Genomic DNA, 12,467 nt, shown 5'->3' with positions numbered 1-12,467 from the left:
GAACGACTGCCCACAGCGGAACGGCGGCTCACCGACCGCAGCGGTGCGGCGGTGCGGGAGCCGTGACCTCGGTGCAACGGAGCGGTGTCAGGATCGCAGGCATGGATCTTGACACCGTACACATCGAGGCGCTCCCCGCCGGGCGCATACGGGACGCCGCCCCCGAGCTGGGAGCGCTGCTGCAGGACGCCGTGCACGGCGGCGCGTCCGTCGGGTTTCTGGCGCCGCTCAGCGGCGGCGACGCGGCCGCGTGGTGGCGGAGCGTCGCGAGAGAGGCCGAGGAGGGCGTACGGAGCGTCTGGGCCGCCCGTGACGGCGACGGTGCCCTCCTGGGGGTCGTCACGCTCGTGCGGGCCACCCATCCGAACCAGCGGCACCGCGGCGACATCTCCAAGCTGCTGGTGCACACCGCCGCGCGCGGGCGCGGTCTGGGGCGGCGGCTCCTCTCCGCGGCCGAGGCGGGGGCCGTCGACCTGGGGCTCACCCTGCTCGTGCTGGACACGGAGACCGGCAGCGCCGCCGAAGGGCTGTACCGGTCAGCCGGGTGGACCCGCGCCGGGGTCATCCCCGGGTACGCGGCCGGCCCGGACGGGGTGCCGATGCCCACCACCTACTACTACAAGGCGCTCGGCTGAGCCGCGTACGGCGCAGCGAAGGGGCCCGGGTGCGTCCATCGCACCCGGGCCCCTTCGTCGTACGAGATCCGCTACGGCAGCTGCGCCGCCCGCGCCTCCCGGCTCTCGCGCCGGTTGTCGCGGAACGTGTTCACCCGCCGCGCCGTCGCGAACAGCGGGATCACCGCGCCCAGCACCACCTGGAGCGCGCAGCCGGTCTGGAGCAGCAGCGCGCCGCCCGGGGCGTCGAACGCCCACGCGGCCAGCAGGCCCATCGCGCCGACGATCCAGCTGAGCATCGCCACCGCGAGGACACCCCGCGGCTTCGGGTACTCGACCCGGCTCACCATGAGCCACGCCGTACCGATGATCGCCAGCAGCGTCGGGATGAAGGGGAGCTCCAGCAGGACGATGGAGACCACCGTCAGCGCGCCGAACGGGCTCGGCATGCCCTGGAACATGCCGTCCTTCATCGTCACGCAGGAGAATCTGGCGAGCCGCAGCACGACCGCCAGCAGCACCACGATCGCCGCCACCGCGGACACCCGCTGGTGCGCGTCGTCCGCGACCATCCCGTACACGAGCACGAAGTACGCGGGCGCAAGGCCGAAGCTGATCAGGTCGGACAGGTTGTCCAGCTCGGCGCCCATGGGGGAGGAGCGCAGCTTGCGGGCCACCAGGCCGTCGAAGAGGTCGAAGACCGCCGCGCACAGCATCAGGATCACGGCCGTTGCGGCGGAGTGACGGGCCATGCCCGTCTCCTCGCTGCCCGTGAGGTGCGGGATGAGGATGCCGGTGGTGGTGAAGTACACCGCCATGAACCCGCATGTGGCGTTACCGAGCGTGAGGGTGTCCGCTATCGACAGGCGGAGCGACAGCGGCATCTCCTCCTGCTCGTCCGCGCTCTCCGCCTCGGCGACCCACTTCGCCTGAGTGTCAGGGTCAATCACGGTCAATGCGAGTCACCCCCGCGGTCATGGTCTGACCGACCTCGACGGCGACGTCCACACCTTCCGGGAGGTAGATGTCGACACGTGAGCCGAAGCGGATCAGACCGATGCGTTCACCCTGCTCGACCTTGGCGCCCTGCGCCAGGTACGGCACGATGCGACGGGCGACCGCACCGGCGATCTGCACCATCTCGATGTCGCCGAGCTCCGTGTCGAAGTGCCAGACAACGCGCTCGTTGTTCTCGCTCTCCTTGTTGAACGCCGGCACGAACCCGCCGGGGATGTGCTCCACGGACGTCACCGTGCCCGCGAGGGGCGCGCGGTTGACGTGGACGTTCAGCGGGCTCATGAAGATGGCGACCCGGGTACGGCCGTCCTTCCACGGCATGATGCTCTGCACCACGCCGTCGGCGGGCGAGATGACCCTGCCCTGCGCGATCTCGCGCTCGGGGTCGCGGAAGAACCACAGCATGCCGGCCGCCAGTGCGGTGGCCGGTACGGCGAGGGTCGCGGCGCGCTTGGAGCGGCGGGCACGGGCGAGGCTGACCGCCGTGGTGGCGACAGTCGGCAGGAGCCACGGCGATGCTCCGCGAGCGAGGCGTACGCCGGCAAGGCTGCCGCGAGATGCAGAGGTTTGGCTGTGGGGCATGGATGACCTTCGTAGCGGATGATGCCGCGCTGGGAACGGGGGACGGCGGCTTTTCGGCGATGCTATCGGTTGCGGGCCGCAACTGGGCAAGCCAGAAGCCGAGTCGAAGGCCGGAAGAAGATGACTGGGTGTGATCTTCTTCGCGGCCCTTTCCTCACGAAACCGCCCCAAAACCGACAATCAGCTCTGGATCCGGTACTCCTCGAGCAGGCGGCGACCGATGATCATCTTCTGGATCTCGGCCGTTCCCTCGCCGATGAGCAGCATCGGCGCCTCGCGGTAGAGGCGCTCGATCTCGTACTCCTTCGAGAAGCCGTATCCGCCGTGGATACGGAAGGCGTCCTCCACGACCTCCTTGCAGTACTCGGACGCGAGGTACTTCGCCATCCCCGCTTCGAGGTCGTTTCGTTCCCCGGAGTCCTTTTTGCGAGCTGCGTTCACCATCATCGCATGCGCGGCCTCGACCTTGGTAGCCATCTCGGCGAGCTTGAACTGAATCGCCTGGTGCTGGGCGATCGGCTTACCGAAAGTGTGACGTTGCTGGGCATAGTCGACACCCAGCTCGAACGCACGCTGTGCGACGCCGCAACCACGCGCCGCGACGTTCACCCGGCCGACCTCGACGCCGTCCATCATCTGGTAGAAGCCGCGCCCGGTCTGGCCGCCGAGCACCCGATTGGCCGGAATCCGAAGGTCGTCCATGATGAGTTCGGTCGTGTCGACGCCCTTGTAGCCCATCTTGTCGATCTTCCCGGGGATCGTGAGACCCGGGCGGACCTCGCCGAAGCCCGGCTCCTTCTCCACCAGGAACGTCGTCATCGACTTGTGCGGCGCCGTACCCTCGGGGTGGCCTTCGTCACTCCGGACCAGAACCGCCACCAGAGTCGACGTACCGCCGTTCGTCAGCCACATCTTCTGGCCGTTCAGGACGTACTCGTCGCCGTCCTTCACCGCCTTCGACGTGATGGCCGACACATCCGAGCCGAGCCCCGGCTCCGACATCGAGAACGCGCCGCGCACCTCGCCCGCCGCCATCCGCGGCAGGAACGTGTCCTTCTGCTCCTGCGTACCGTGCTGCTTGAGCATGTACGCCACGATGAAGTGCGTGTTGATGATGCCCGAGACGGACATCCAGCCGCGGGCGATCTCCTCCACGCACAGCGCGTACGTGAGAAGGGACTCGCCCAGACCCCCGTACTCCTCGGGGATCATCAGGCCGAACAGGCCCAGTTCCTTGAGGCCGTCGACGATCTCCTGCGGGTACTCGTCGCGGTGCTCCAGCTCCGTGGCGACCGGGATGATCTCCTTGTCGACGAACTCCCGGACGGTGGAGACGATCTCCTGCTGGACCTCCGTGAGGCCGGCGGTCTGCGCGAGTCGGGACATGACTACTTCTCCTGCGACTTCAGTTCCGGGCGGCCGGGCTGCTCGCCGCCGCGCTCCTTGATGTACGTCTCGGTGGGGACCATCACCTTGCGGCGGAACACGCACACCAGCGTGCCGTCCTGCTTGTAGCCCTTGGTCTCGACGTACACGATCCCGCGGTCGGACTTGGACTTCGACGGGGTCTTGTCCAGGACGGTCGTCTCGCCGTAGATGGTGTCGCCGTGGAACGTCGGCGCGACGTGGCGCAGTGACTCGATCTCCAGGTTGGCGATCGCCTTGCCCGAGACGTCGGGCACGGACATGCCCAGCAGCAGCGAGTAGATGTAGTTGCCGACGACGACGTTCTTACCGAAGTCGGTCGTCTTCTCCGCATAGTTGGTGTCCATGTGGAGCGGGTGGTGGTTCATCGTCAGGAGACAGAAGAGGTGGTCGTCGTACTCCGTGACCGTCTTCCCGGGCCAGTGCTTGTAGACGGCGCCGACCTCGAACTCCTCGTAGGTGCGTCCGAACTGCATCTCTCTCACGCCTCCGGGGCTTCGAACTTCGAGGTGCGGGTCATGCCGGCGGCGCGGCCCTTGCCGGAGATGACGAGCGCCATCTTGCGGCTGGCCTCGTCGATCATCTCGTCGCCGAGCATCGCGGAGCCCTTCTTGCCGCCCGCTTCCGACGTGTAGTACTCGTACGCGTCCAGGATCAGCTCGGCGTGGTCGAAGTCCTCCTGCGACGGCGAGAAGATCTCGTTGGCGGCGGCGACCTGGTCCGGGTGCAGCACCCACTTGCCGTCGAAGCCGAGGGCGGCGGCGCGGCGGGCGACGGCCTGGTAGCCCTCCTGGTTGCGGATCTGCAGGTAGGGGCCGTCGATCGCCTGGAGGTTGTTGGCGCGGGCGGCCATCAGGATGCTCATCAGGATGTAGTGGTACGCGTCCGCCGGGTAGCCGGGCGGCTGCTCGCCGACGACCAGGGACTTCATGTTGATGGAGGCCATGAAGTCGGCCGGGCCGAAGATGATCGTCTCGACGCGCTGCGAGGCCTGCGCGATCGCGTTGACGTTGTTGAGGCCCTGAGCGTTCTCGATCTGCGCCTCGATGCCGATCTTGCCGACCTCGAAGCCCATCGTCTTCTCGATCTGCGTCAGCAGCAGGTCGAGGGCGACGACCTGCTGGGCGTCCTGGACCTTCGGCAGCATGATGCAGTCGAGGTTCTGGCCTGCGCCCTCGACGACCGTGACGACGTCGCGGTACGTCCACTCGGTGGTCCAGTCGTTGACCCGCACGACGCGGGTCTTGCCCGTCCAGTCGCCCTCGTTGAGGAACTTCACGATGGTGTGGCGCGCCTCCGGCTTGGCGAGCGGCGCGCAGGCGTCCTCCAGGTCGAGGAAGACCTGGTCGGCCGGGAGACCCTGGGCCTTCTCCAGGAAGCGCGGGTTCGAGCCGGGCACCGCCAGGCAGGAGCGGCGCGGACGCAGGCGGTTGACGGTCGTCATGCGGGGACCTCCGTGCTTTCGAGAGGGTTGAGCTTGTTGGCTTTCCGGATCTCGTCGACGATACGACCGATGATCTCCGTGATTCCGAAGTCCTTCGGAGTGAAGACGGCGGCGACACCCGCACGCCTCAGTTCGGCGGCGTCGGCGTTGGGGATGATCCCTCCGACGACGACCGGGATGTCGGCGGCGCCGGCCTCCCGCAGCCGGTCCAGCACGTCCGGGACCAGCTCGGCGTGCGACCCGGACAGGATGGACAGGCCCACACAGTGCACGTCCTCCGCGAGCGCCGCGTCCACGATCTGCTCGGGCGTCAGCCGGATGCCCTGGTAGACCACCTCGAACCCGGCGTCACGGGCCCGTACGGCGATCTGCTCGGCACCGTTGGAGTGCCCGTCCAGGCCCGGCTTGCCCACCAGCAGCCGCAGCCGCCCGGCGCCCAGCTCGGCGGCCGTCCGGGCGACCTTGTCCCGGACGACCGCGAGCGGTGTGCCCTCCTCGGCCGCGACCGCGACCGGGGCGGACGAGACGCCCGTGGGCGCGCGGAACTCGCCGAACACGTCCCGCAGCGCCCACGCCCACTCCCCGGTGGTGACCCCCGCACGGGCACACTCCAGGGTCGCGGCGAACAGGTTGCCGTCCCCGGCGGCCGTCGCCTTGAGGGCGGCGAGTGCCTCCTGGGCGCGGGCTTCGTCCCGGTTGTCACGCCACTCGTGGAGTGCCGCGACGCCCCGGGCCTCGTTCGCCGGGTCCACGGTCTGGATCGCGGTGTCCAGGTCCGCGGTCAGCGGGTTCGGCTCGGTGGACTCGAAGCAGTTGACGCCGACGATCTTCTCCTCGCCGGCCTCGATCCGGGCGCGCCGCTCCGCGTGCGAGGCGACGAGCTGCGACTTCAGATAGCCGGACTCCACGGCGGCCATGGCGCCGCCCATCTCCTGGATCCGGTCGATCTCCGCGAGGCACTCCTCGACCAGGGCCTCCACCTTGGTCTCGATGACGTGCGAGCCCGCGAAGATGTCGTCGTACTCCAGCAGATCGCTCTCGTGGGCGAGCACCTGCTGGATGCGCAGCGACCACTGCTGGTCCCACGGCCGCGGCAGTCCGAGGGCCTCGTTCCACGCCGGGAGCTGTACGGCGCGGGCGCGGGCGTCCTTCGACAGCGTGACCGCCAGCATCTCCAGGACGATGCGCTGCACGTTGTTCTCGGGCTGCGCCTCCGTCAGGCCGAGCGAGTTGACCTGGACGCCGTAGCGGAACCTGCGCTGCTTGGGGTTCTCGATCCCGTACCGCTCGCGTGTGATCTTGTCCCAGATGCGGCCGAAGGCGCGCATCTTGCACATCTCCTCGACGAACCGGACGCCCGCGTTCACGAAGAAGGAGATACGGGCCACCACATCGCCCTTGCGGTCCTCGGGGACCTGCCCGGAGGCGAACACCGCGTCCAGGACCGCGATGGCCGTGGACATGGCGTACGAGATCTCCTGGACCGGAGTGGCCCCCGCCTCCTGCAGGTGGTAGCTGCAGATGTTGATGGGGTTCCACTTCGGGATGTGGTTCACCGTGTAGGTGATCATGTCGGTGGTGAGGCGCAGGGACGGACCCGGCGGGAAGACGTGCGTCCCGCGCGACAGGTACTCCTTGACGATGTCGTTCTGCGTCGTCCCCTGGAGCTTGGAGATGTCCGCACCCTGCTCCTCGGCCACCACCTGGTAGAGCGCCAGCAGCCACATCGCGGTGGCGTTGATGGTCATGGACGTGTTCATCTGCTCCAGGGGGATGTCCTGGAACAGCCGCCGCATGTCACCGAGGTGGGAGACCGGCACGCCGACCCGGCCGACCTCGCCGCGGGCGAGGATGTGGTCCGGGTCGTAGCCCGTCTGCGTGGGCAGGTCGAACGCGACCGACAGACCCGTCTGCCCCTTGGCGAGGTTCCGCCGGTACAGCTCGTTGGACGCCTCGGCGGTCGAGTGACCGGCGTACGTCCGCATGAGCCACGGCCGGTCCTTCTGACGCTCACTCATCGATCGACCTCAGACGTTCCGGAAGCGGTTGATGGCGTCGATGTGCTTCGCGCGCGTCTCCGGGTCGCGCACGCCCAGGCCCTCCTCGGGGGCGAGGCACAGGACGCCGACCTTGCCCTGGTGGACGTTGCGGTGGACGTCGTGGGCGGCCTGGCCGGTGTCCTCCAGGGAGTACACCTTCGAGAGCGTCGGGTGGATCTTGCCCTTGGCGATCAGGCGGTTGGCCTCCCACGCCTCGCGGTAGTTGGCGAAGTGCGAGCCGATGATGCGCTTCAGCGACATCCACAGGTAGCGGTTGTCGTACTCGTGCATGTAGCCCGAGGTGGAGGCGCAGGTGGTGATGGTGCCGCCCTTGCGGGTGACGTAGACGCTGGCGCCGAAGGTCTCGCGGCCGGGGTGCTCGAAGACGATGTCGATGTCCTCGCCGCCGGTGAGCTCGCGGATGCGCTTGCCGAAGCGCTTCCACTCCTTCGGGTCCTGGGTGCGCTCGTCCTTCCAGAACTTGTAGCCCTCGGCGTTGCGGTCGATGACCGCATCGGCGCCCATGGAGCGGCAGATGTCGGCCTTCTGCTCGCTGGAGACGACACAGATCGGGTTGGCGCCGCCCGCCAGGGCGAACTGCGTGGCGTACGAGCCGAGGCCGCCGCTGGCGCCCCAGATCAGGACGTTGTCGCCCTGCTTCATGCCGGCGCCGTTGCGGGAGACGAGCTGCCGGTACGCGGTGGAGTTCACCAGGCCCGGGGCGGCGGCCTCCTCCCAGCTCAGGTGGTCGGGCTTCGGCATGAGCTGGTTGGACTTGACCAGGGCGATCTCGGCGAGACCGCCGAAGTTCGTCTCGAAGCCCCAGATGCGCTGCTCGGGGTCGAGCATCGTGTCGTTGTGGCCGTCGGACGACTCCAGCTCGACGGAGAGGCAGTGCGCGACGACCTCGTCGCCGGGCTTCCAGGAGTTGACGCCCGGGCCGGTGCGCAGGACGACGCCCGCCAGGTCGGAGCCGATGATGTGGTACGGCAGGTCGTGGCGCTTGGCGAGCTCGGACGTCCTGCCGTAGCGCTCCAGGAACCCGAAGGTCGACAGCGGCTCGAAGATCGAGGTCCAGACGCTGTTGTAGTTGACCGAGCTGGCCATGACGGCGACGAGGGCCTCGCCCGGGCCGAGCTCGGGCAGCGGGACCTGGTCGAGGTGGAGCGACTTGCGGGGGTCCTTGTCGCGGGTGGCGAGACCGGCGAACATCTCGGTCTCGTCCTTGTGCACGGTGACCGCGCGGTAGGACTCGGGAAGCGTCAGGTTGGCGAAGTCGGCGGGAGTGGAGTCCGGCGACTGGATCGCGTCCAGGATTTCCTTCACGGTGGTGCCTCCGGCGAAGAGCGAGCGTCCTGAGGGCGGACGCTGAGGGAACGTCGGTGTGCTGCTGTGGAGGTGTGCCGTCGGTTCGGCCGGGTGGTGCTCGGCTGCGCGGGGTGGTGCGCGGAATGCCTGTGACGCAGGCGTCCGGGCGCGCGGCCCCGGGAAGGGCTGCGGGGACAGCCGGCGTACGAGAGGTCTCTGCACGCCGGCCGCCCGGACAACATCAACGTATGGCACGGCGTGCCAGGTGGCAAGACACTGCGTGCCAACAATTTCTCTCAGATGCAATCGGGGTGCGCTCGAATGAGCGATGATCGATCAGTGCAGGTCAGCAACGCGACGGCGGCCGCTACCCCTGAGTAGGGCAGCGGCCGCCGTGCGTGCGAAGGCCGATCAGGCGCCGTGCTCCTTCAGCGCCCGCTCGATGGTGCGCATGACCTCGTCCAGCGGTGCGTCCGTACGGGCCACCGCCACGACCACATCGCCGGACGGGCCGGTCTCCGTGCTCGCCGCGGCGGCCGGGCCCGGCGCCGCGGGCCCGGCGAGCCGGCCGGCGCCGATGCCCGTGCCGAACGTCCTGCGGACGATCGAGAACGCGTGGTCCAGCTGCGCCTCCACGTCCCCCTTGCCGCCCGCCCGCAGCCAGCGGCGCAGTACGTGGTTGTGCGCGGTGACGACCGCCGACGCGGCCACCTCGGCGAGCAGCGGGTCGTCGTTGCCGTCGTGGTGGTCGCGCTCGTCGAAGTGGCCCAGCAGATAGCGCGTGAACAGCCGCTCGTACCGGGCGACCGACGCGATCTCGCGCTCCCGGAGGGTGGGCACCTCACGGGTGAGCCGGTAGCGCGCCACCGAGACCGCGGGCGACGCCGCGTACATCTTCATGACTTCCTTGATGCCCCGGCACACCGTGTCCAGCGGATGCTCGTGCGGCGGCGCCGCGTTCAGCACGGCCTCCGCCCTGACCAGCGTGTCGTCGTGGTCCGGGAAGATCGCCTCCTCCTTGGAACGGAAGTGGCGGAAGAAGGTCCGGCGGGCGACCCCCGCCGCGGCGGCGATCTCGTCGACCGTCGTTGCTTCGTACCCCTTCGTCGCGAACAGTTCCATGGCCGCGGCGGCCAGTTCACGGCGCATTTTCAGCCGCTGCGCGGCGGCGCGGCCGCCGGCGGCGGTCTCCGGGGCGTCGGACGTGGCGGTGGCACGGGGTGACTTGGCGGGCTGGGACATGCCCCGAACGTACTGCATCTCCGCGGGTGACCGCGCCTGAGGGGGAGAGCCGCCCGACGGTTCGAGCAGCCCGCCCCACTCGCCGCGGCACTCCCCGTACGGCTCAGCGCCTCGCATACTCGCGGAAGCCGCGCCCCGTCTTGCGGCCCAGGCAGCCCGCTGCCACCAGGTGCTCCAGGAGCGGCGCGGGCGCCAGGCCGGGCTCGCGGAACTCGCGGTGCAGGACCTGCTCGATCGCCAGCGAGACATCGAGGCCCACCACGTCGAGCAGTTCGAACGGGCCCATCGGGTAGCCGCCGCCCAGCTTCATCGCGGCGTCGATGTCGTCGAGCGAGGCGTAGTGGTCCTGGACCATCTTGATCGCGTTGTTCAGGTACGGGAAGAGCAGCGCGTTCACGATGAACCCGGCGCGGTCGCCGCAGTCCACCGGGTGCTTGCGGACCTTCGCGGTGACCTCGCGGACCGTGGCGTGGACGTCGTCGGCGGTCAGGACCGTACGGACCACCTCCACCAGCTTCATCGCCGGGGCCGGGTTGAAGAAGTGCATCCCGATGACGTCCTGCGGGCGCGTCGTGGCGCGGGCGCAGGCGACGACGGGCAGCGAGGACGTGGTCGTGGCCAGGATCGCGCCCGGCTTGCAGACCTTGTCCAGCGTCGCGAACAGCTGCTGCTTGACCTCCAGGTCCTCCGCGACCGCCTCAAGAGCCAGGTCCACGTCCGCGAACGCGTCCAGCGAACCGGCGGGGGAGATCCGGGCCAGCGTCTCGTCCCTGGCCTCCGCCGTCATCCGCCCCTTGTCGACCGACCGGGCCAGGGACTTGGCGATCCGGGCCTTCGCCGCGTCCGCCTTCTCCTGCGAACGGGCGGCCAGCACGACCCCGTACCCGGCCTTCGCGAACACCTCCGCGATCCCGGACGCCATCGTGCCGGAGCCCGCGACCCCGACGGAGCGCACCTCGCGCGCGGCGCCGCCGCCCTGGGCGCCGTCCCGCGGGGTCAGCGCGTCCGGGACGACGGTGGCGGAGCCCGGGGCGTCGTACGTGTAGAAGCCGCGGCCCGCCTTGCGGCCCGTCAGCCCGGCCTCGCTGAGCTGCTTCAGGATCGGCGCCGGCGCGTGGAGCCGGTCCTTCGACTCCGCGTACAGCGCCTCCAGGACGGTACGGGCCGTGTCGATGCCGACCAGGTCGAGGAGCGCCAGCGGGCCCATCGGCAGACCGCAGCCGAGCCGCATGGCGGCGTCGATGTCCTCGCGGGACGCGTACTTCGCCTCGTACATCGCGGCGGCCTGGTTGAGGTACCCGAACAGCAGCCCGTCCGCGACGAACCCGGGCCGGTCACCCACCGCGACGGGCTCCTTGCCCAGGTCGTGGGCCAGGTCCGTGACGGCGGCGACGGCCTGCGGCGAGGTCAGCACGGACGAGACGACCTCCACCAGCTTCATCGCCGGGGCCGGATTGAAGAAGTGCAGCCCCAGAACCCGCTCCGGGTGCGCCGAGTCGGCGGCCAGCCGGGTCACGGACAGCGCGTTCGTGCCGGTCGCGATGACCGCGTCCGGCCGCACGATGCCGTCCAGCGCGCGCAGCACCTGCTGCTTCGCCTCGTACGACTCCGGCACGACCTCGATCACGAGGTCGGCGTCGGCGGCGGCCTGGAGGTCGGTGAAGGTGCGGAACCGGGCGAGGATGTCGCTCCGCTCCTCCTCGGTGATCCGCTCGCGCGCCACGGACCGGGCGGTGGCGGCCTCCAGCGCGGTGACCGCGCCGCGGGCGGCGGTCTCACTGATGTCGATACCGATGACCTCGCGCCCGGCGCGGGCCAGGACCTCGGCGATGCCGGCGCCCATCGTGCCGAGGCCGACGACGGCGATGGTGGAGAGAGGGGTGTCCATCACGGGACTCCAGGGATGAGTGACGACTGATGAGGGAGCGGGCGGCGCGCGCACGCGGCGGAAGGGAGCGTGTCGCGCGCGGCCGGCGCGGAAGCGGACACGTCGTCGAACGGATGCGTCGAACAGACATGCCGTATGCGTCGCGCGATGAAGGCGAAGGCGAACGTGCCGACGGACCCTGTCCCGGAGTCACATCGTGAAAACCGCTGAACCGACTGGCACTCACGGCGGCTGCGTCACCAGGCCGCCACGAGGGAGGTGCGGGGTGTGTCCCGCTCACCTGAGATTAACCCGCGGGTAATGAGCGCGCCAGTCCTCGTGCGCTGTGATCTGGATCGCGGTGGCGCCGCGTCGCTACGCTGCCCGCCATGGACCCCGAATTCGCCTCGCTCACCGACCGGCTGAAGGACGAGGCGGGGGACGATCCCGCGTACGCCCGCCTCGTGTCGACCCCCGACACGGAGGAGCTCGCCGCGGTCCTCACCGCGCCCGGGCAGCCGCTGTGGGCCCGGGAGACCGCCGCGTTCCGGCTCGGCGTCGCCGGTGACCGGCGCGCCTTCGAGGCGCTGGTCCTGCTGCTGAACCACCGGGACCCGGAGCGGTGCGTCTCCGCGTCCTACGCGCTCGCCCGCCTCGGTGACCCGCGCACGCCGCGCGCGGCGGCCGCGCTCGCCACGAACGAGCTGCGGGTCGCGTACGCGCTGGTGCCGGTCCGGCTGCTGGCCGCCCTGCGGGCGCCCGAGTCCGTGCCGGCCCTCGTCACCGTCCTGGAACGCCGCCTCGCCCCGGACGACCCCCACTGGCGCGTCGGCCTGGCCTGCGCGGAAGGCCTCGGGTCCCTGGGCGACCCCCGCGCACGCCCCGCCCTGGAGGCGGCCCTCCCGCACCCGCGCCTCGGCCCCGCGGCC

Annotated in this window: 11 protein-coding genes; 2 read left to right on the top strand and 9 right to left on the bottom strand. The window is 70.0% G+C overall.

The genetic code is table 11. From position 1 onward, the window contains the following. Positions 1 to 101: 101 nt before the first annotated feature. A complete protein-coding gene (locus HTZ82_RS23535; RefSeq protein WP_175411437.1) occupies positions 102 to 635 on the top strand; it encodes a GNAT family N-acetyltransferase in 534 nt (177 codons plus the stop codon). Between the two features lie 71 nt (positions 636 to 706). On the opposite strand, the gene pssA is transcribed toward HTZ82_RS23535, so the two are convergent. From pssA to HTZ82_RS23490, 9 genes are all read right to left on the bottom strand, one after another. Further along, the gene (gene pssA / locus HTZ82_RS23530; RefSeq protein ID WP_175411436.1) at positions 707 to 1,570 is read right to left on the bottom strand and encodes a CDP-diacylglycerol--serine O-phosphatidyltransferase; all 864 of its coding nucleotides are present in this window, start codon (positions 1,568 to 1,570) and stop codon (positions 707 to 709) included. Continuing rightward, a complete protein-coding gene (locus HTZ82_RS23525) occupies positions 1,557 to 2,213 on the bottom strand; it encodes a phosphatidylserine decarboxylase (RefSeq protein WP_175411435.1) in 657 nt (218 codons plus the stop codon). Before HTZ82_RS23525 ends, pssA begins: the two co-directional genes overlap by 14 nt. A 180-nt stretch (positions 2,214 to 2,393) precedes the next feature. After that, complete coding sequence (locus tag HTZ82_RS23520; RefSeq protein WP_175411434.1) at positions 2,394 to 3,599, bottom strand: acyl-CoA dehydrogenase family protein; 1,206 nt, start codon at positions 3,597 to 3,599, stop codon at positions 2,394 to 2,396. A 2-nt stretch (positions 3,600 to 3,601) separates the two neighbouring features. After that, positions 3,602 to 4,114: a MaoC family dehydratase gene (locus HTZ82_RS23515; RefSeq protein ID WP_175411433.1), complete on the bottom strand. Its 513-nt coding sequence runs from the start codon at positions 4,112 to 4,114 to the stop codon at positions 3,602 to 3,604. Positions 4,115 to 4,119: 5 nt separating this feature from the next. Beyond that, positions 4,120 to 5,082: a CoA ester lyase gene (locus HTZ82_RS23510; RefSeq protein WP_175411432.1), complete on the bottom strand. Its 963-nt coding sequence runs from the start codon at positions 5,080 to 5,082 to the stop codon at positions 4,120 to 4,122. Further along, positions 5,079 to 7,100 carry a protein meaA gene (locus HTZ82_RS23505; protein WP_175411431.1) on the bottom strand — a complete coding sequence of 674 codons (2,022 nt, stop codon included), beginning with the start codon at positions 7,098 to 7,100 and terminating at the stop codon, positions 5,079 to 5,081. The genes HTZ82_RS23510 and HTZ82_RS23505 overlap by 4 nt, the downstream gene beginning before the upstream one ends. Positions 7,101 to 7,109: 9 nt before the next feature. Next, positions 7,110 to 8,447: a crotonyl-CoA carboxylase/reductase gene (gene ccrA / locus HTZ82_RS23500; protein ID WP_175411430.1), complete on the bottom strand. Its 1,338-nt coding sequence runs from the start codon at positions 8,445 to 8,447 to the stop codon at positions 7,110 to 7,112. 393 nt (positions 8,448 to 8,840) lie between these two features. After that, positions 8,841 to 9,671, bottom strand: coding sequence for a TetR family transcriptional regulator (locus HTZ82_RS23495; RefSeq protein ID WP_217624492.1), 831 nt, complete (start codon positions 9,669 to 9,671; stop codon positions 8,841 to 8,843). A gap of 103 nt (positions 9,672 to 9,774) precedes the next feature. Further along, positions 9,775 to 11,559, bottom strand: a complete 1,785-nt coding sequence (locus tag HTZ82_RS23490; RefSeq protein WP_175411428.1) for a 3-hydroxyacyl-CoA dehydrogenase family protein — start codon at positions 11,557 to 11,559, stop codon at positions 9,775 to 9,777. Positions 11,560 to 11,927: 368 nt separating this feature from the next. Between HTZ82_RS23490 and HTZ82_RS23485 the strand changes: the two genes are divergently transcribed. Beyond that, the coding region (locus HTZ82_RS23485) for a HEAT repeat domain-containing protein (RefSeq protein WP_175411427.1) at positions 11,928 to 12,467 on the top strand (540 nt) is incomplete at its 3' end.

Origin of the sequence: Streptomyces sp. TRM64462, from assembly GCF_013362995.1 — a bacterium.
Lineage (GTDB): Bacteria > Actinomycetota > Actinomycetes > Streptomycetales > Streptomycetaceae > Streptomyces.
Note: the sequence above shows the minus strand (reverse complement) of the source record. Positions and strands in the feature narration are given on the sequence as shown.

Coding starts and splice junctions, on each gene's coding strand:
- HTZ82_RS23535 (WP_175411437.1), top strand. CDS start 102: ATGGATCTTGACACCGTACACATCGAGGCGCTCCCCGCCGGGCGCATA.
- HTZ82_RS23525 (WP_175411435.1), bottom strand. CDS start 2,213: ATGCCCCACAGCCAAACCTCTGCATCTCGCGGCAGCCTTGCCGGCGTA.
- HTZ82_RS23520 (WP_175411434.1), bottom strand. CDS start 3,599: ATGTCCCGACTCGCGCAGACCGCCGGCCTCACGGAGGTCCAGCAGGAG.
- HTZ82_RS23515 (WP_175411433.1), bottom strand. CDS start 4,114: ATGCAGTTCGGACGCACCTACGAGGAGTTCGAGGTCGGCGCCGTCTAC.
- HTZ82_RS23510 (WP_175411432.1), bottom strand. CDS start 5,082: ATGACGACCGTCAACCGCCTGCGTCCGCGCCGCTCCTGCCTGGCGGTG.
- HTZ82_RS23505 (WP_175411431.1), bottom strand. CDS start 7,100: ATGAGTGAGCGTCAGAAGGACCGGCCGTGGCTCATGCGGACGTACGCC.
- HTZ82_RS23495 (WP_217624492.1), bottom strand. CDS start 9,671: ATGTCCCAGCCCGCCAAGTCACCCCGTGCCACCGCCACGTCCGACGCC.
- HTZ82_RS23490 (WP_175411428.1), bottom strand. CDS start 11,559: ATGGACACCCCTCTCTCCACCATCGCCGTCGTCGGCCTCGGCACGATG.